This is a genomic window from Alicycliphilus denitrificans (genome assembly GCF_044792555.1).
GTDB classification, from domain to species: Bacteria; Pseudomonadota; Gammaproteobacteria; order Burkholderiales; family Burkholderiaceae_C; genus Alicycliphilus; species Alicycliphilus denitrificans_A.
Window position 1 is genome coordinate 1,699,008 of sequence record NZ_CP126238.1, and the last position, 17,356, is coordinate 1,716,363.

General features: G+C 63.7%; 19 protein-coding genes and 1 tRNA gene. 14 read left to right on the plus strand and 6 right to left on the minus strand.

Features of this window, described 5'->3' with window-relative positions; translation table 11 throughout:
* Nucleotide 1: 1 nt before the first annotated feature.
* From P7644_RS08075 to P7644_RS08110, 8 genes are all read left to right on the plus strand, one after another.
* Nucleotides 2-322 carry a single-stranded DNA-binding protein gene (locus P7644_RS08075; protein ID WP_404302689.1) on the plus strand — a complete coding sequence of 107 codons (321 nt, stop codon included), beginning with the start codon at nucleotides 2-4 and terminating at the stop codon, nucleotides 320-322.
* A gap of 5 nt (nucleotides 323-327) precedes the next feature.
* A complete protein-coding gene (locus tag P7644_RS08080; protein ID WP_404302690.1) occupies nucleotides 328-648 on the plus strand; it encodes a hypothetical protein in 321 nt (106 codons plus the stop codon).
* Between the two features lie 12 nt (nucleotides 649-660).
* Nucleotides 661-873, plus strand: a complete 213-nt coding sequence (locus P7644_RS08085; protein ID WP_404302691.1) for a hypothetical protein — start codon at nucleotides 661-663, stop codon at nucleotides 871-873.
* Nucleotides 874-877: 4 nt separating this feature from the next.
* Nucleotides 878-1,159: a major capsid protein gene (locus tag P7644_RS08090; protein ID WP_404302692.1), complete on the plus strand. Its 282-nt coding sequence runs from the start codon at nucleotides 878-880 to the stop codon at nucleotides 1,157-1,159.
* Nucleotides 1,160-1,296: 137 nt separating this feature from the next.
* Complete coding sequence (locus P7644_RS08095; RefSeq protein WP_404302693.1) at nucleotides 1,297-3,036, plus strand: hypothetical protein; 1,740 nt, start codon at nucleotides 1,297-1,299, stop codon at nucleotides 3,034-3,036.
* 2 nt (nucleotides 3,037-3,038) lie between these two features.
* On the plus strand, nucleotides 3,039-3,341 hold the full coding sequence (locus P7644_RS08100) for a DUF2523 domain-containing protein (protein WP_404302694.1): 303 nt from the start codon (nucleotides 3,039-3,041) through the stop codon (nucleotides 3,339-3,341).
* Between the two features lie 3 nt (nucleotides 3,342-3,344).
* Nucleotides 3,345-4,508: a zonular occludens toxin domain-containing protein gene (locus P7644_RS08105; RefSeq protein WP_404302695.1), complete on the plus strand. Its 1,164-nt coding sequence runs from the start codon at nucleotides 3,345-3,347 to the stop codon at nucleotides 4,506-4,508.
* Nucleotides 4,509-4,680: 172 nt separating this feature from the next.
* On the plus strand, nucleotides 4,681-5,079 hold the full coding sequence (locus P7644_RS08110) for a hypothetical protein (RefSeq protein WP_404302696.1): 399 nt from the start codon (nucleotides 4,681-4,683) through the stop codon (nucleotides 5,077-5,079).
* Between the two features lie 146 nt (nucleotides 5,080-5,225).
* Here P7644_RS08110 and P7644_RS08115 read toward each other — a convergent pair whose 3' ends face one another.
* Complete coding sequence (locus tag P7644_RS08115) at nucleotides 5,226-5,423, minus strand: hypothetical protein (RefSeq protein WP_404302697.1); 198 nt, start codon at nucleotides 5,421-5,423, stop codon at nucleotides 5,226-5,228.
* Nucleotides 5,424-5,425: 2 nt separating this feature from the next.
* On the opposite strand from P7644_RS08115, the gene P7644_RS08120 reads away from it, so the two are divergent.
* Both P7644_RS08120 and P7644_RS08125 read left to right on the plus strand, forming a co-directional pair.
* Nucleotides 5,426-6,016 (plus strand): recombinase family protein, encoded by a 591-nt coding sequence (locus P7644_RS08120; protein WP_404302698.1) that lies wholly within the window; start codon nucleotides 5,426-5,428, stop codon nucleotides 6,014-6,016.
* A 591-nt stretch (nucleotides 6,017-6,607) separates the two neighbouring features.
* Nucleotides 6,608-6,868, plus strand: coding sequence for a hypothetical protein (locus P7644_RS08125; RefSeq protein ID WP_404302699.1), 261 nt, complete (start codon nucleotides 6,608-6,610; stop codon nucleotides 6,866-6,868).
* 8 nt (nucleotides 6,869-6,876) lie between these two features.
* Here the strand turns inward: P7644_RS08125 and asd are convergent, their stop codons facing one another.
* Complete coding sequence (asd, locus tag P7644_RS08130; RefSeq protein WP_404302700.1) at nucleotides 6,877-7,728, minus strand: archaetidylserine decarboxylase; 852 nt, start codon at nucleotides 7,726-7,728, stop codon at nucleotides 6,877-6,879.
* Between the two features lie 154 nt (nucleotides 7,729-7,882).
* Between asd and P7644_RS08135 the strand changes: the two genes are divergently transcribed.
* The 4 genes from P7644_RS08135 (at nucleotide 7,883) to P7644_RS08150 (ending at nucleotide 10,839) form a co-directional block, all read left to right on the plus strand.
* Nucleotides 7,883-9,034, plus strand: a complete 1,152-nt coding sequence (locus P7644_RS08135; protein ID WP_404303159.1) for an HPP family protein — start codon at nucleotides 7,883-7,885, stop codon at nucleotides 9,032-9,034.
* A gap of 235 nt (nucleotides 9,035-9,269) precedes the next feature.
* Entirely contained in the window at nucleotides 9,270-9,536 is a 267-nt protein-coding gene (infA, locus tag P7644_RS08140) for a translation initiation factor IF-1 (protein ID WP_404302701.1), read from the plus strand.
* Nucleotides 9,537-9,599: 63 nt separating this feature from the next.
* A tRNA-Pro gene (locus P7644_RS08145) sits at nucleotides 9,600-9,676 on the plus strand.
* Nucleotides 9,677-10,134: 458 nt separating this feature from the next.
* Nucleotides 10,135-10,839: a heparan-alpha-glucosaminide N-acetyltransferase gene (locus P7644_RS08150; protein ID WP_404303161.1), complete on the plus strand. Its 705-nt coding sequence runs from the start codon at nucleotides 10,135-10,137 to the stop codon at nucleotides 10,837-10,839.
* Between the two features lie 420 nt (nucleotides 10,840-11,259).
* Here P7644_RS08150 and P7644_RS08155 read toward each other — a convergent pair whose 3' ends face one another.
* The 4 genes from P7644_RS08155 to P7644_RS08170 all read right to left on the minus strand — a co-directional run bounded on the left by P7644_RS08155 (nucleotide 11,260) and on the right by P7644_RS08170 (nucleotide 17,353).
* Entirely contained in the window at nucleotides 11,260-12,378 is a 1,119-nt protein-coding gene (locus P7644_RS08155) for a ComEC/Rec2 family competence protein (RefSeq protein ID WP_404302702.1), read from the minus strand.
* Between the two features lie 17 nt (nucleotides 12,379-12,395).
* On the minus strand, nucleotides 12,396-15,296 hold the full coding sequence (locus P7644_RS08160) for a hypothetical protein (protein ID WP_404302703.1): 2,901 nt from the start codon (nucleotides 15,294-15,296) through the stop codon (nucleotides 12,396-12,398).
* 60 nt (nucleotides 15,297-15,356) lie between these two features.
* Nucleotides 15,357-16,370 (minus strand): patatin-like phospholipase family protein, encoded by a 1,014-nt coding sequence (locus P7644_RS08165; protein ID WP_404302704.1) that lies wholly within the window; start codon nucleotides 16,368-16,370, stop codon nucleotides 15,357-15,359.
* Nucleotides 16,371-16,531: 161 nt separating this feature from the next.
* Complete coding sequence (locus tag P7644_RS08170) at nucleotides 16,532-17,353, minus strand: TlpA family protein disulfide reductase (protein ID WP_404302705.1); 822 nt, start codon at nucleotides 17,351-17,353, stop codon at nucleotides 16,532-16,534.
* Nucleotides 17,354-17,356 lie beyond the last annotated feature (3 nt).

Consider the following 17,356-nt stretch of genomic DNA (forward strand, 5'->3'; position numbering starts at 1 on the left):
CATGAACGCACCCGTTACCGCATCCGCTCAGGGAATGAAGCTTGCCCCCATGCAAGTGGTCATCCGTGGCCGCATCGACGCCGCGCGCCGCCACGACAAGACGACGTACACGCGCATCGTCACGCCCGCCCCGGACCCCTACAGCCGCCCGCAGACGGTCGAAGTGCGCAGCAAGCAGCGCCTGGGCCAGACCGGCGACGAAATCACCGTGCAGGCCCAGCTCGGCGGCTACACGCGCAAGCCGTTTCGCAGCACCGACAAGGAAACTGGCGAAACCACGATGGTGACCCCGGTCGATCTGACGTTGGACGCGGTCGAATGATCACGATGACAGAAGCTGAGCTGCGCACCTTCGCGATCAGCGTTGCGCAAATCGCGTTTGCGGCGGGCGTCATCGGCGGCGTTGCCTGGACGCTGGTGCGCGACCTCATCAGTGCAGTGGCCGACGCCGTGTGCAGCTGGGAAGAACGCCGCATACGCATTGACCAGGCACGCATGCGCCAGCAACACGGTCCGTTCCTACTGCCCGGCCTTAGCCGCATCGGCCGTGCCATGGCGCGGCGTGTGTACAGGATGCGCGCCAGCACGCAAGCCGACCAGGCGCGAGCCAGCGAGCGCGAGGGCGGCTTGCACGCTGGCCAGCACTGACGAAGAGCGCACATGTACTGCTTGCACCACGACGGCCAGAGCTACGCGGAAGTGTCCTGCGACACGCCCGATGCGCTGATCGTCGTGACCAGGTTGGAGCTGGCCCAAATGAGCCCCTTCAACCTGGACCCCCAATCTGCAGTGGAAATTGGAGGCGCCCTGCTGATGGTCATGGCCGTGGCGTGGTTGCTGCGGCAGGCCCGTAAATACCTCGAATCGGAGTGAAGAAATGAACCTCGTCAACGTTGAGAAACGCCGCGCCCTGTCTGTTGTGAACGCTGCAGCCGATCTGGCCTGTAAGGCTGGAAACGCTCTGGCGCGTCCTGCGGTGGTGGGCCTGACGGGCTTGGTGGCCGCCGGCAGCTCGCACGCTGCAGGCGTCACCATCGACACCTCGGACATCGTGTCCACGATCAGCGGCGGCGTGACTGCCGTTAGCGCTATCGGCGTGGCCGTGATCTCCCTGGTGGTTGTGATCAAGCTCTACAAGTGGGTTCAGCGCGTCCTGTAAAGGGCGCTTTGGGAGGGGCGTGCTCGCAAGGGTGCGCCCCTTTTTTCTCACTAACTTGGGGAGCCGGTCATGGGGTTTTGGGTTCTGTGTGCGTTGGTGCTGGCCGGCGTAATCATCTTTTGGCCATGAGGTGCGGCATGGCTCATTTTTTCTGCGTGATATTTGCGTTTTGTTTGATGTTCTTTTCTGGTGTGGCGCAAGCTTTGGATAAGGTTGAGGTTTATGAGCCAACTGATTGGAAAATTGGACAATATTCCAGTTATGGCGCGGCATGTTCTGCAATATTAGATTTTGTTAATGGGGTGTGGGCTCCGAGTGGAAATCTTGGCTCCATGCAGGGCTGTGAGCCTTCTGTGGTTTATGTGAAGCGTGCTGGTGATCCTACAAACTACAAGTTTTATATTAGAAAATTGTATTCTTGTCCGGAAAATTCAACTGATAAAAGTGGCTCATGTGTTTGCAATATGGGTTTTGAGGAAAAAGACGGGCAGTGTAAGCCTAAAAATCCATGCCCGATAGGTCAGCACGAAGAAGGCGGCGCATGTGTTCCCGACAATTGCAAACCAGATGAAATCCGAGTAAATGGTTTTTGCGTAAAAGAACCCGAGTGCCCAAAGGGGCAGACGCGCGTTAATGGCAAATGCGTCCCTGACAAATGTCCTGCGGGTAAAGATTATGGTGTGTATGAGGTAGACAGTCCAAGTGCGACGACATATTTGTGCTCTACGGGGTTTTCTGAGGGCGTTGAGGGGTGTCAGATTCGGGTCCGTTCGTCTTTTTCTGTGAGCTTCACAAATAGCAAGGGCGAATTGGTTACGCAATACTCGGGTAACGGCATTGGCACTGGCGGTAAATGCTCGGGCGGTGGCTCTGGCAATGGTGGCTCTGCGAATAGTGGCGGTGGCTCTGGTGGTGGTCCGACTGATTCGGGTGGCGGCACAGGTGGTGGCGCTGGTGGCGGTACGGGCGGCGGCACGGGTGGCGGCACCGGCGGCACGGGTGGCGGCACCGGCGGCACGGGTGGCGGCACCGGCGGCACGGGTGGCGGCACCGGCGGCACAGGTGGCGGCACCGGCGGCACAGGTGACGGCACCGGCGGCACGGGCGGCACGGGCGGCACGGGCGGCACCGGCGGCACGGGCGGCACGGGCGGCACGGGCGGCACGGGTGGCACGGGCGGCACGGGTGGCACGGGCGGCACGGGCGGCACGGGCGGCTCAGCAAAACTTTCTGATGTGAAACCTCCCAATCCCGTGGATAAAGATAAAGATGGTAAATGCCCTTCTGGTACGAAGCAGGTAGGCAATCTTTGTTATTCCGATCAACCCAAGCCGCCAGATGGTGATGGCATATGTCCTGGCGGTTATGTGAAAATTGAAAAGGAGTGCATGCCATTGGTGCCTAGTGGCGGCGCTACTGGTGGCACTGATGGCGGCACTGGTAATGGTGAAGGTGATGGCGAAGACGATGAATCTGGGTTCGGCGGATCGTGCGAATCAGGCTTTACTTGCGAGGGCGATGCAATCCAGTGCGCCATTGCACGCGAGCAGCATATTCGCAATTGCAAGCTGTTCAATGACCCAGCCGATAGCGTCTATACAGCAGCTGTGGATGGTAGCGATGGCCTCAATACCGACAAGCTCAAGAGCGAAGCCGCGCAGGTCAGCATTGGAAGCTTTGATCAGTCCGGTTTCGGCTGGGGCAGTTCATGCCCTGCGGATCCCTCTATTTCGCTCAATTTCGGTCAGAGCGGTGAAGTCACCATTCCGTTTTCTCGCATCTGCGGGCCTTTAAGTGTCTTGTCCATGGCCGGCGTCGGCATCACGCTGCTCGGCTGCATGGTCTGGGTGCTCGGTGGCCGCAATAACAGGGGATAAACATGCCGTGGATCGCTTCCGTGTTTCTTGCGGGCCTGCTGCAACTGGTGTCCAGCTTCGTCGGCCGCGTGCTGGTGGCCCTGGGTTTCGGCTATGTCGAGTACGTGGGCATCAGCACCCTGGTCGATACGGTCAAGACCCAGGCGACGGGGCTCTTGTCATCGGTGGGTGCATCCAGCCTGGCCGAATGGGCCGGGTTCTTCCGCATCGATCAACACATCAGCATCGTCATCAGCGCCATTGGCGTGAAGGTGCTACTGAACTCCCTGGGTGGCGACAAGGTGCGCCGCCTGGTGCAAAAGTAAATCATGCCGATCAACTTCGTCACCGGCCTCCCCAGGCAGGGGAAAACGCTCTTCACCTTCATCCAGGTGCAGGAGCGTGCCAAGAAAGAAGGCCGCCCGGTCTACTACTGCAACATCCCCGAAGTCACGCTCGATGGCTGGACGGAAATCGACCATCCCGACAAATGGATGGAGTGTCCCAATGACGCCATTATCGTGGTCGATGAGCTGCAGGACTTCTGGGGCATGGCCCCGCCCGGCGCCAGGGTGCCCGCGCCGATCCTTGAGCTGTCCAAGCACGGCAAACGCGGCATTGACTTCTACTTCATCACGCAAGACCCGGCGTTGGTCCACGTCACGCCGCGCAAGCTCTGCGAAACCCATTGGCATGTGGTCCGTGCCTTCGGCAGCGAGAACGCCGTGGCCCATAAATTCAACCGGATGCAGACCGATCCGGAACGGGTCAAGAACAAGAGCGAGAAATTCCCCTGGCGCTACCCAAAAGAGGCCTTCGGTAAAAAAGACAAGGCCGGCGAATGGATAACCCGGCCCTGGTACAAGTCCGCCGATGTGCACAACATTAAGCGGCAGATCCCGCTCAAGGTCTGGGCCATCCCCGGCGGCGTCATCCTGGCCGGCCTGGCTGTATGGGCCGGCGTCCACCTGTTCGGTGGCGTCCTTGAGCGCGCCAAGGGGGTCGGCGGCGCAAAGGCCACGCCTCCCGGCGCCGTGGCGCCATCCTCTGCCACTGGCACAGCCGCGGCTAGGCCTGCGGCGCGGGACATCAGCGGTGACTACGTCGAGGTTCGCAAGCCACGCCTGGCCGACTTTCCGCATACGGCCCCGGCCTATGACCAAGTCACCCAGCCGATCGAAGCGCCGTACCCTGCCGCGTGCGTGCACATGGCCAAGGTCTGCAAGTGCTACACCCAGCAAGCTACGCTCCTGCAGGTGAGCGGCGAGGTGTGCTTGCAGATCGTGGCGCAAGGCTTTTTCATGGACTGGAAGCAGCGTCAGGAGCCTCCACAGCAACAAGCCCGCCGCGAAGATCCCGCACGCCCTACCGCGCCGGCGCAGCCGCCCGTCGTCATCAACATGCCGGCCCAGGCCCAGCCCGCGCAGCAACCCAATAGTTACCTGGAAGCCCTGGCCCAGCGCAATGCGCAGGTGCGGTCAACACTGCAATAGCTAAACTCCCCGACATGGGGAGGACGGCATGCGGCAAAAGCGGTTTTTGTGGGCATGGGCAATCGCCTTGCTGCCCGTTTCATTCGGCGCGCACGCCGAGGTTTATCGGTGTGGGAACACCTATTCGCATGAGCCATGCGAGGGCGGCCGGACAGTTGACGTGACGCCTCCCTTGAGCGATCCCGCCGGCCCGGGCACCAAGCGAATCTACCTGTGCCGAAGGCCGGACAATGCCCTGTTCTGGGTGCCCGACCACTGCCGTGGCCATGGCTGGACGATTGAGCGAACGGAAACGGTCCCGGCACGCGTGCCCTGGGAGCAGCAACTCGAAATCGCACGGGCCAAGCGCAATGCCGGTGAGCAGTTGCGCCAGGCAGCGATGGTGCCGCCGTCAGTGGTGCAGCAATACCCGGATTCCGGCGATGCAAAGGCATCGCGCTGCAGTTATCTGGATGAACGGATCAAGGACCTGGATCGCATGGGCCGCGCGGGCAGTCGGCTCTATGACCTTGATTGGATCCGCCGCGAACGCAAGTCAACCCGAGACGAGCAATTCAGGCTGCGTTGTTGAGCCAGGCCCCCTCCGGGGTATGGGGCAACGCCCCATGTAGCCGTCTGGCCGCGCAGCGTACCCCATGGCATGGAGCACCAGGCCCCCAGCGCGCCCCAGGCAGCCATGCCGGCCAGGCCGAACGCATCGCCCAAGTGTCGCGGCAGTCACACCGCAGCAGCCGCCGGCCGCGAGGCATGAGGCTGGACAAGGCGCCCGGCCTGCTCGTGCTTGATAAACCGGTATTGCGCGTCAGCGCTCTCCCGCTCTACATCGTCGCCCTGACGCACGCCTAAAAACCGCACGATGTATATCCACGGATTGCCCTTCTCCGAGCCGGCGAATATCAGCGCAAGGAGGAACAAAAATGCTGATTGGATACGCCCGCGTTTCGACGCAGGAGCAGGACACGGCCCTGCAAATGGATGCATTGAATAGGGCGGGTTGCCAGCGAATTTTTCAAGAGAAGGCGAGCGGCGCATCTCGCCGTGGCCGTGAGGAATTGGCGCGCTGCCTCGCGTTCCTGAGTAAGGGTGACGTCTTGGTGGTCTACAAGATCGATCGGATAGCGCGGAGCCTGTTTGACCTGCTGGACATCTTGCGCCACCTGGAGCGGGTCGGAGCCACGATCAAAAGCGTCACGGAACCTCTGGACACCACGAATAGCATGGGCGTCTTCGTCATTCAGATGCTCGGCGCTGTGGCCCAGTTGGAGAGATCGATGATCAGGGAGAGATCTATTGCCGGGCAGCTTGCCGCCAGGGAGAGGGGGAGGGTGCCGGGGAGGAGTCGGAGTCTGTCGCCTGGTGAGGAGCGCGCGTTGGTCGCTGAGTACCAGGCGGGCGAGGCGACTTACAAGGGTTTAGGCGTCAAATATGGCGTTTCGGAGTCCGCCGCCAAGCGTGCCGTGTACCGGGCCACGAAGCCGGCCGAGTACCTCAAGCGCCAGCGCTGCTAGCGCATCCATCCGTTTCCGCCAATACAAAAGCCTAAGTAGTTGATCTACTTAGGCTTTTTTGTGCGCCCAGCATGGGCGCTCACCTGCGGGTGCAAGTCCCGCTGCGAGCTGGTCACAGTGAGCAAAGCACAAGCGCAACTACCTTGATGCGCGCCGCAAGTGCTGCAGCCCCTGATCCTAAGAACTCCACTTTTCAGGGACAAGGTCATACGAAAAATGGCCTGTTCTGGGGACTTTGATGCGCTTGCTGCGCAGAGTTGGCGCGGCACCCTCGGTGCCGCCTTCTGTTCACCATTAGGGGCACAAATCGGATTTTCTGATGCCCCCAAATGCCTCTGCCAGACACCGCCTCTCTCAAGAGGCTTTTGCTGGACGCATACGATTGAATGGTTCACTACAATCACACACGACGGCACTCATCCGTGGGCTGCCTCAGCACGATGCAGTACGAGCAACGCTGGATCGCAGCCCAGCGCAAAGATGCTGCATGACAACCCGGGTTATGAGATCCCAGATTGGGCGACCTCATTTTCATACCCCAAGCTTCTCACAGCGCGCAGAAACTCTGAACACGCTCCAAGTTCGCGAACCATGGAAATCAGCCAAACCCCCATCGAGACCGCAGATCAGCCCGAAGTGCCATGGGGCTGGTCCAGACAGTTTCGCATGGCGGTCTACAAGCCTGGAACGCGTGTCAGGCGTGCTGGCAGCTGGGAAACGGTGAGCCATATCGCGCTGCGCCGCAATGTCCTGGCTGTGTATCTGGTCGGCAATGCCGAGCCTGTCGATCCTATGGAACTGGAGCTCGAACCCACGGTGTTCACGACCGAGCGCGTATCCGAGCCGTATTGATTCGTCGCTCAGGCTGAGGTCCGTTGCGCCATGGCCTCGCCCAGGCGCACGGGGCGCGAGGCCGCCCAGTCAGGCTCGAACTGCACGGCGTCGCGCGCAAACAGCAGCACGACGGTGGAGCCGAGCAGAAAGCGACCCATTTCCTCGCCCTGGCGCAGTGTGATGGACTGCTTTTCATAGTCCCAGCGGCGCGGTTGGCCCGTACGTGGCGGGTTCACCCGGCCGTGCCACACGGTAGCCATGCTGCCCACGATGGTGGCGCCCACCAGCACCAGTGCCATGGGGCCCAAAGGGGTCTCGAACAGGCACACCACGCGCTCGTTGCGCGCAAACAGCCCGGGCACACCACGCGCTGTCGTGGGGTTCACCGAAAACAGGGCGCCCGGCACATGCTCCATGCGCAGCAGGCGGCCGTCACACGGCATGTGAATGCGGTGGTAGTCGCGTGGGCTCAGGTAGATGGTGACGAAGTGCCCATCCTGGAACTGCGCGGCCAACTGCGCGTCGCCGCCCAGCAGAGCCGTAGTGGAATAGTGGTGGCCCTTGGCCTGGAAGATCTGGTCGTGCTCTATGGGGCCAAGCTGGCTTACTGCACCATCCACCGGGCATGCGACGGCCGTATCGGCCAATGGACGCACGCCGTGGCGTAACGCGCGTGTGAAGAAGTCGTTGAAGCTCGCGTAGCTTGCAATGTCAGGGTTGGCGGCCTCGCTCATGTCCACCTGGTAGCGCGCCACAAAGCGGCGGATGACCGCTGTGGTCAGGCTGCCGGCATGGGCCGAGGCCAACCGGCCGGCGAGGGTGGTGAGCAGGTGTTTGGGCAGCAAATACTGCGGTAGTACGGCAAGGCGGTCTGACACGTAGCGGCAATCATGGCAAAAAAGCCGGGCCATTCTATAGAGTGATCGGGCTCTCCTCCCCGATGCCGGTTGGCCTCAACCCATAACCATGCCTGCGCATTGCCAATACGCTGCGCTGATAATGCGCCCCCCTTGTGGTGTGCGTCGCTTTGCCATGTCTTTGCTCCCAGCCCCGAAACCCCGCTCAGAGGCCGTGCCTGCCCGCGTCCTGACCTGGTTGCGCCTTTTTAAGCCCGCGCGCGTGTGCATCAATCAGCGCGAGCGCCTGCGCATGGTGGCGGGCATCGTGCTCAGTGTGGCCATGGTTGCGGTTTGTGCCCACTGGCTTGGCATGGCGTCCCCGCCCTGGATGGTGGCCTCGCTGGGCGCCAGCGCCGTGCTGATCATTGCATTGCCTTCCAGTCCACTGGCGCAGCCTTGGCCGGTTCTGGCGGGCAGCGTACTGTCGTATCTGGTGGGCGTGGCCTGTGCAGCACTGGTGCCGAATCTGTCTCTGGCCAGCGGCCTGGCCGTGGGGCTAGCCGTAGCCGGGATGTTGGCACTGCGCTGTCTGCACCCGCCTGGGGGCGGCATGGCGCTGTTTGCGGTGCTGCACCCGCAGGAGAGTACGGCCATGGCGGCTGTTCCAGTGTTGCTCAACGTACTGTTGCTGATATTGATGGGCGTGGTCTTCAATCACCTGACGGGTCGCAGCTACCCGCATGCCCAGGGGCGTACAGTCTCCACGCGCAAAGATGCCGGGGCCTTCACTTCTGCCGATTTGGATGCTGCCTTGCTGCACTACAACCAAGTGCTGGACGTGAGTCGCGATGATCTGGTGGACCTGCTGCACCTGGCGGGTAAGGCGGCGTTTCAGCGCACGCTGGGCGAGCTGCGCTGCCGGCAGATCATGTCGGCACCCGTGCATGCCGTGGTGGCTGACACGCACCTCAAGGATGCTTGGGCGCTGATGCGCAAGCATGCGATAAAGGCGTTGCCGGTGGTGGACGCGCAGCATGCGGTGATCGGTATCGTCACCGTGGCGGACTTCATGCGGCTGGCTAACCTGGAGGTGCATGAAGGCATGGGGCAGCGCCTGCGCGCGCTTATCATGGGTCGCCCCAAGCGGCCCGATCAGGTACAGCAACTGATGTCCTCACCCGTGCTGCAGGTGGTTGCCGAGCAGCATGTCATGGATCTGGTACCGTTGTTTTCTGAGGCTGGCCACCACCATATTCCCGTGGTGGACGAAGAGCGGCAACTGCTTGGCATCATTACCCAGTCAGATCTCGTGAAAACATTGGCTGCTGCCGTAGCGCAACGTTAGCGTGGGTACGTCGGCATCGCAGTACAATTGTCCGTTTCATGCATAGCGCAACGCATGTTCATTGAAGCCGCCTTTCCCCCGGACTGTTGGCCCCCCATGCCCAGGGTTCAGCGACTCACCTGCCTGCAAGCCCCGTGCTTCGAGCCCACGAAGAGGTCGATGCGGCGCCCGGCGACGCACGCATAGGCTGCATGTGCGCCACTGCAGACATTTGTTATCGAGAGACTGACCACACATGGCCAAAGAAGAACTGATTGAGATGCAGGGTAGCGTCACCGAAGTCCTGCCAGACTCGCGTTTTCGCGTGACCCTGGATAATGGGCACCAGCTCATCGCCTATACCGGCGGTAAGATGCGCAAGCACCACATCCGCATCCTCGCCGGCGACAAGGTGTCGCTGGAGATGTCGCCCTACGACTTGACCAAGGGTCGCATTACCTTCCGCCATCTGGCGGGGCGCGGCCCAGGGCCAGGCGCCGGTACGCCATCGGGTAAGCGTTGACCACAGTAAATATCGCGCCGTTTGCCAGGACAGTGTAATTTGACAGGTTAGAATGCTGAGCATCGGAGCGTAGCGCAGCCTGGTAGCGCATCTGCTTTGGGAGCAGAGGGTCGCGAGTTCGAATCCCGCCGCTCCGACCAATGAAATCAAGGCCTTGCATCATTTCGATGCAAGGCCTTTTGTCTATGCTGCGTCCAGCATCGGCGCACACCCGCGGGTGCAAGTCCTGCCGCAAGCATCACGGTGACCGAGATCAGGCTAGGCAAGCGTAGAGCGTAAATCGCGAACCGATGAACAAGAGCCGCATAGGAAACGCAGCCAGGCAGGGCGAGCAAAAATCTCTTGTGGCCAAGGCGAGGTGGCGTAGATGGGAAGGAAAGTGTGCGAGCTTTGCCTGGGAGGTATCGCCTTGTGCCTGAAAGGGCGACGGTCGAAATTTCGCCGGGTGGTATGACAAGGGCGCCCCAGATATTCGAGGCTCCCTATGCGGATCTGGTGCGCATCATCGGAGGTCTGTGTGAGGGTATCCAACTTTGGCGCGAGCGGGCGTGGCGCCGCAGCAAGGTATGACTTGGTGGACGCGCTGCGCGGCCTGGCCATGGTGTGGATGACGGTCTTTCACTTCTGCTTCGACCTCAGTCACTTCGGCTATTGGTCGCAGGACTTTCGCGCCGATCCTTTCTGGACGGTGCAGCGCACCTCGATCGTGAGCCTGTTTCTGCTATGTGCCGGCCTAGGCCAGGCGGTGGCCTGGCACAGGGGGCTTGCGTGGCCGCGCTTTTGGCGGCGCTGGGGGCAGATTGTGGGCTGTGCGTTGTTGGTTACGGCCGGCTCTTATCTCATGTTTCCGCGCAGTTTCATCTACTTTGGCGTGTTGCATGGCATGGCGCTGATGCTGCTAGTCGCACGGCTGACGGGAGGCTGGGGGCGTTGGTTGTGGCTTGCTGGCCTGCTGGCCATTGCCTCGCCCTGGCTGGCAGCGTTGGCGTTCGAAGGACCGTTGGCTGCGCTGGCTGCAGAGTTCAATGGTCGAGCGCTGAACTGGATTGGGTGGGTGACGCAAAAACCCTTTACCGAGGACTATGTGCCCTTGTTTCCCTGGCTCGGGGTGATGTGGTGGGGTATGGCCTTCGGGCAGTGGCTGCTCGCCCGTGGTGAGTACTGGTTTTCCAGGCCGTTACCGCGTGGCGCGGCGCCTTTGGTTGCCTTGGGGCGTTACAGCCTCAGCTACTACATGCTGCACCAGCCGGTCATGATGGGGGCATTGATGCTTTTGGGTTGGCTCACCCCATCGGTGGCATAGAGGGCTGCAACGCCGCCTGTGCCTGGCATCACATACCGGGACGCCAAGGCCCTCTTGGGCACCGTCACTGCCACCGTTGCTATGAGAAAGAGCCAGTCTGAGGCGGCTGGCTCTTTGGGTTGAAATTCCGCATGGCGGAAACCTGGAGCAATGGACCCTTGGCTGGGTCAGGGAATGCGCCTACAGGCGGGATGGAGCGCGCTTACGGTCGCGTTCGTCTTCGGGCCAAGCAGTGAGCATTGTGGTCATGGTCATAGGGAAAACTCCTTAGATGTATCCACAACGCGGTCTGAAGGAGCCGCGTTGACAGGGATTCGAAAAAAAGTGCAACCCCAGGATAGCCGTCGTTTTTGCTCTATTAATAGGAGCTTCAGGCGCTTTGTAGGAAAGCGTTTTGACCTATTTTTACCCTTGGTATCGCTACGCCAGCAGTGGCAGCACGATGCCGGCCTCACCGTGTGGGGGATAGCGCGTCGCATAGGTGGCATGCGCAGTGCGCGAGTCCGCTTCCCAGCGTTCATTGAACGGACTACGGTAGTTGAACCACAGGGTCGGCTTGCGCCGCGCGCCGCGGATCACGGCCTCTACGGCCTGGGCGTCCGGGTGCTTGAACTTGTCGCCGTTGCTGCTGAACAGGAAATGCTCGGCATCGACGAGTTGCATGAACTCCGGCGTCAGGTTGTTGCGGCTGCCGTGATGCGCCATCTTGACCGCGTCCACGCGCAGCCTGTCCTGGCCGGGGGCGAGCAGGCGGCGAATGGACGCGCACACGGTTTTCATGTGGGCATCGGCCAGGAACAGGCAGGACTTGCCGGCGTACTCGGCCAGGAAGGCGATGCTGCTGCCGTTGGCCGCGGATGCGTCCGTTCCTTTGAGCTGGGCGCGCAGCTGGGCCGTCAGGTCTTCTGGGCCCAGCGTCAGTTCGGCGCCCGGGTGGAATTTTGTTTCATCGACGAGCTGCACCCATGCGGCGTCCAGATCCCCGGGGTCAAGCTCCCACTGTGCGACGTCCTTGCGCCATTGCCTGCCCATCGTGGCCAGCTTGGCCTTGTCGGGCGACAGCAGCGTGAGCACCATGCCGCGGTCGTCCGGCAGCGCCACGCGCGGCAGCGCTCCCTTGCCCGGAACGACGACCGCCTTGCCGCCGAATGCGTGGTTCCACTCGTCATAGGCGCGGCGGTGGATGAGGGCGCTCAGAAACTCTCCTTCACGCCCGCCCAGGTCGGTCTGCGCCGCTATCTGCCGGTAGCCGTTGAACCAGATGTCCATGGGCTCGATGGGCCACTTCGCGCGAGGCAGTGCCAGCAGGCGGACAATGCCCTCGATGTGATCCGTGTCCACATGAGTGATCACCAGTAACTCGACGCGCTGATCGCCCGCGGGGAGCCTGTCCAGACGCGCCGAAAACTCCGGCCAGGCGTGCAGCGGTCCGCCGTCGATCAGGATGCGCCGCGTGCGACCGGCATCACCAAATTCGATCCACAGCGCGTCACCATGCCTGGCCGGCAGCATTTCGACCGTGAAAAATGGGTGGGCCATCGTCTTCTACTCCTCTGCTAGCGCACGAGCCGCCAGTCGGCGTCGCCATAGGCGACGACGCACAGCGGCATCAGCAGGCCTTCGAGCAGCGCCCGCTGCTTGAGTGCGCGCATCGCCTCGCCCAGCCGCTGCGGCGCAGCCCCGTTGGGCAGCAGCTCCTGTGCCAGCAGCACGCCCACGCGCGCTGCGTGCTCGCCGAACACGGTGGCGATGGTGCCGATCACCACGGCTGCGCCGCGGTCGCGGAACACCGCGACATGTTCGGCGTATTCATTGGCGGTGCCGGCGGTATCGCAGCCCAGCAGGGCGACCAGTGGGCGCGCGGGCTCGTTGGCTGGATGCACATGCGCCTTCTTCACCTGGATCGTGCCTATGGTCGTGCCGCCGATCTCCAGCGTGACGTTGGCTCCCGTGCCGTCGGTGTGCGGCAGTGCCAGCAGGAAATGCGGTTTGGCCTGCGCGACCATCGTCGCCCAGTCGCCCCAGGTCGTTGCCGTCACCGGTGCTGCGCCAAGTTTTTCCTTCAGGGTGGTGGTCACCGTATCCTGTGCGGCGCCGGGCACCCGCTTGCTGCTGGCGAACAGGGCCGTGCCGCCAAGCGGCAGGTCTGCGCTGTCCCGCCCCGGCTCCGATTGCAGGAAGAATTCTCGCCCCGGGGCCGCGAGCTCGGGTGTCACCTGGTGGCGCTCGATCACCTTGCGCAGGCCCCAGAAGCCGAGCGGGCACACGCGCCTGGCATCGCCGCCGCTGCATTGCTGCGGGCAGCTGCCTTGGGTGAGTGCGTCGCGCCAGTGTGCGCAGACGGCCGCGTCGTCGTCCGGCACCTCATGGTCGTAGATGAATTCGAACGGCACGGTTGCGTCGGTGCGCGTACTCACGATCTGGATGTATTCCTGCCGCGCCACATCGGGCCGGTTGGTCGGCCGGTCTATCTGTTGGCGTACCAGGTAAAGATCCAGCCACGCGCCTTTCTTCGCCAGGTCGACGAACAATGCCCGGCCTTTCTCACCGGCAAGCCCGTCGGCGTAGTCGGTCACCGACTTCGCCACCCTGGAGAGCGCCGTGTTGATGTCTGCCGTCACGGCAAGGCTTTTGCTCACATCTGCGATCCACGCGTGGTCTGCAGACAAGGCGACGCCGCGCGGCTCGCCCGCCTCGGTGTGGTTGGTGACGAACGCCAGGTCGAACTGGCGCCGGCCTTCCAGGTCACCCAGCCGGTGGCGCACCGGCACGAGGTCGAGCAGCACCGGCGCTGCGCCTGGGTCTTGAGGCGCATCCACGGCGACCACGCCGCCGCGCAGCGCCGCCGTCTGCAACACGCGGCCTCGGTGCAGCACGGTGATGCGGCCATCGAATGGGCCGGTGGCCTTGGGCGTGAAGCGGAACTCGCACTCGCTGCTGGGCCCGTCGACGGGCAGGATGATGGACTTGTGCAGCGGCTCGGGCAATTGCCCGGGCTCGATAAGCCAGACGGTGAGCCGCCATTGCTGATGTCCTGGCGGCAGTGCGTTCGCCGGAAACTCGCTTGGAGTCGACTGCCACTTTTCCTCTGCTGGGCCGATGCGAACCCGCACCAGCGCTGGCTTGCCGGCCACGAAGCCGCCCGCGGCAGTGCTGAACCGGCTGCGCCGGCGCACGAAGGACTGCTGCTGCAGAAAGCGTGCGGCCCGTCGCGTGTCGGTGTCTTCCGTGGTGCGCGCATCGGCCACGGCGGCGCCCAGCGTCGCGAGCTCGGAGGCTCCTTCGCGCTCGCCCCCGAAGTGCAGCTGGCTGGTATCGAATTGCACGGTATCAGCGTCGGTATAGCCCGCTCGCATGGTTGTTGCACGGGCGCCCGTGCGGGCCGTGAAGCGGGTGACTTGCTTCACCCAGTGGGGACTGAGTTTTTCGACGTCAATCGCAGTCCCGGCGGGCAGAGCCTGCACGCGTGCGACTAACGTATCCGCGAGCGAGCGCATACGCACAGCGGCGATGGCGTCGGTCAGCCAGGTGCTTGCCGTGCCGACCGGCTGGTGCTGCGCTGCCGCATGCAGTGCCTGGTCGAGCGGCTTGTCGTGCGAGAACTCCTCTACGAACGTATTGAGGGCGGCCCCGCTCGCTGCGGGATCCGCTTCCAGTGTCCAGAGCACGATACCGCTGGCGCTGGTGTGCTGCGCAACCGCCTGTAGTTGCGCGTCGATGGACTCGGTGCCGGCGTCGCTGGCCGAGGCAATCAGCACGAGGTTGGCCTTGCAGCGAAACGGCAGCGCCAGGAGTGCGGCGAGCAGCGTGGCCATGGTGCCGCTGTGCACGAGTACGTCGCAGTTCGCGTTGTCGCGGTCTATGTTCACATGGCGGGCCAGCCGCTCGCTCGGCCATTTGCCGAGTGCGGCGGCGATGGCGGCCTCGCCGTCGGCGGACACCGCGCCCAGGCGCAGCGGCCAATTGAGCACCAGGATCGGGTTGGGTGCCGACCATGCCATCGAGACGGCCGCCGCCGCGGGTCGTGCCTCGCCAAGCAGGCGCAGCCAGGGCAGGTGCGGCTCACCCGGCGGCGTGTTCACGATGCGCAGGCGTGGCTGCACGCCCATGATGCCTGCCACATTCACCCAAGCCTGCGCCCATGCCGCTGGATCAATGCGCACCAGCGGCAGGCGGCCGTCGGCATCCACGGTATCGGTGGGCTCCGGAAAGCGCCAGGTCACGCTCAGCGCATGTTCGCGCGCCGCCGACAAGGCGTCGCCCACGGCGTGCCGTGCTATTTCAAGCAGCGTGTCGGCGCTTGCGGCATCCGGATGGCGTTCGATCAAGCCGAGGTAGCCTTGCGAGGCAGGCGCTTTGCGTGCCGTGCCGGCCACGATTCCAAGCGCCAGCCATGCGGCGGCGAACTGCGCGTCCGAGAGCCCGGTTCCCCATTGCATCCAGTAGTCGAACTTCATGGCCAAGCTCCAAAAGTCTGTCTGCCCAGGTGCGCCGCTGGCGTTGCGTGCGTCACCAGCTCAGGGGCTGATGAGCTCGGGTGCGTAGCGGCGGATGCGTGCCTCGACCAAGGCGCCGCCATGTCGTGTGAGCACATCCATCTCTTCGGCGCTCAGCCGCGCAAGATCCGTCTTGATGGATGAGGCAAACGCGGCGTCCCCGGCCTGCGCCTGGCCCTCCTTGCTGTCGATGGAGAACCACAGCGGCCGCGGGCCGGCGAGTGCCGCGTGCCGGTGCTGCAGGCGGTCGAATTCCAGGCCGCGGATCTGCTCCATCATGATGTCCAGCGCCGCCTTCAGCACGATGGCGCCCGACTCGGTGGGCCGTTCATCGAAGGCGAAGGGCTTGCCGCCATCGCTGACGATCACGTAGTCGAGCGCATTGCGCGCGCGCAACAGGGGGTTGATGCCCATGTTGTCGTACACGCCGCCGTCCGTGAGCGTGACGTATTCGACGCTGCTGGCATGCGCGTAGGCGCTGGCGTCGAGCCGCAGCGGCGGGAATACCGGCGGAAAGGCCGACGACGCGGCCACCGCACGGCAGACCGGGAAACCGGGTGCGGCCACCACGCCCAGCTCGTGCTCGCCCATCTCGGCCGGCCCGCCGCCACCGGCAACGAAGAAGAACATGTTGCCGGTCGCCAGATTGGTGGCATTGAAGTAAATGCGCGGCCCGCTGCCGAAGGCATCCAGCGCCGCGCCCTTGAAGAGGTCTCGGTCGTAGCTTGCGGCAAGCTTGTCCAGGCGGCTTTCAAACGGATCGAGCACACCGCCGATCACCGACGACACGGCCACAGAGCGCGTGCGCAAGTACTTGTCGAGGGTGTCTAGCCTGGCAGGGTCGGCCCAATTTTTGACGACTGCGCCGCCGGCGATGCTGCCACCGGAGACGCAGGTGAACAGGTCGATGTGGTCGAGGATGCCAAGCGCCGCAAGCCTGCGCATCACCCCCAGGTGGAACGCCGCGGCGCGAAACCCGCCGCCCGACAATGCAAGACCGATGCGCTTGGGCGTACCAGCGATCATCAAGGCCATGCTAGCCTCCTTAGCCGGATCACCGGCCGGTTGGATGCGACGGGTTCATGATATTCCTCCTGACGGCGGTGGAGGACAATTATTGGGGGGCTCTGGAGCGCCTGGGCAACGGCAAATAGCCCGCCCGCAAGGCTTCTGCCAGCCCTGGGCACTCGTGTATTTCATGGCTTGGCGCCGGTGATCTGCGCCAGGTGATGCGCCAGCGTGGCGGCCGAAAGCTCGCCCGCGCGCACGGCCCGCAGCCGGCCCTGGGCGTCGTAGAACAGCGTGGTCGGTAGGGCCTTGTGCCCCAGCGCCTGGCCCAGCTGCGACGCAGGATCCAGCAGCACATCGGTGGCGGGCAGGCCCTGTTGGGCGGCAAAGCGCGTGACGACCTCGGGCGCCTCCCCCTGGTTGATCCACAGAAAGCGCAGCTGCGCGTGCGCCTGGCGGGCCTGCAGCAGCACCGGCATTTCGCGCCGGCAGGGCGGGCACCAGCTGGCCCACAGGTTCACCACCACGGCTTGGCCGCGCAGGTCGGGCAGGGCCAGGGAGCGGGCGTCCAGGGCCACGCCGCGCCAGGCCGGCAGGCCCGCCGGGCCGGATGGGGCCGTGGCCTGCAGCAGCGCCAGGCCCGTGAACCACAGGGCGGCAAACGCGGCCAGGCCCGCTGCGGTCGTCTGGCGCCAGGGACTGCGCCGCAGCCACAGCGCGGCCACATAGAGCAGGGCGGTGCCCAGGCCGGCCCAGGGCTCCCAGCCCCCGTCGCGGATGTCGATCACCGACCAGGGGGCGGCGCCATATTCGCCCGCGTAGCGCAGCACGAAGGCCAGGCGCGCCGCCAGCAGCGCCAGCAGCGCCAGCCGCCAGCCATGCGGGCCGGGCGCCAGGCCCTGGCGCGCCGACAGGCGTTCGTACACCAGGCTGCCCAGCTGCCAGCCGGCCAGCAGGATCAGCATGGCCCAGGGCAGCACCAGGGGGCCGAGTTGCAGCACGCGCTCCATCGC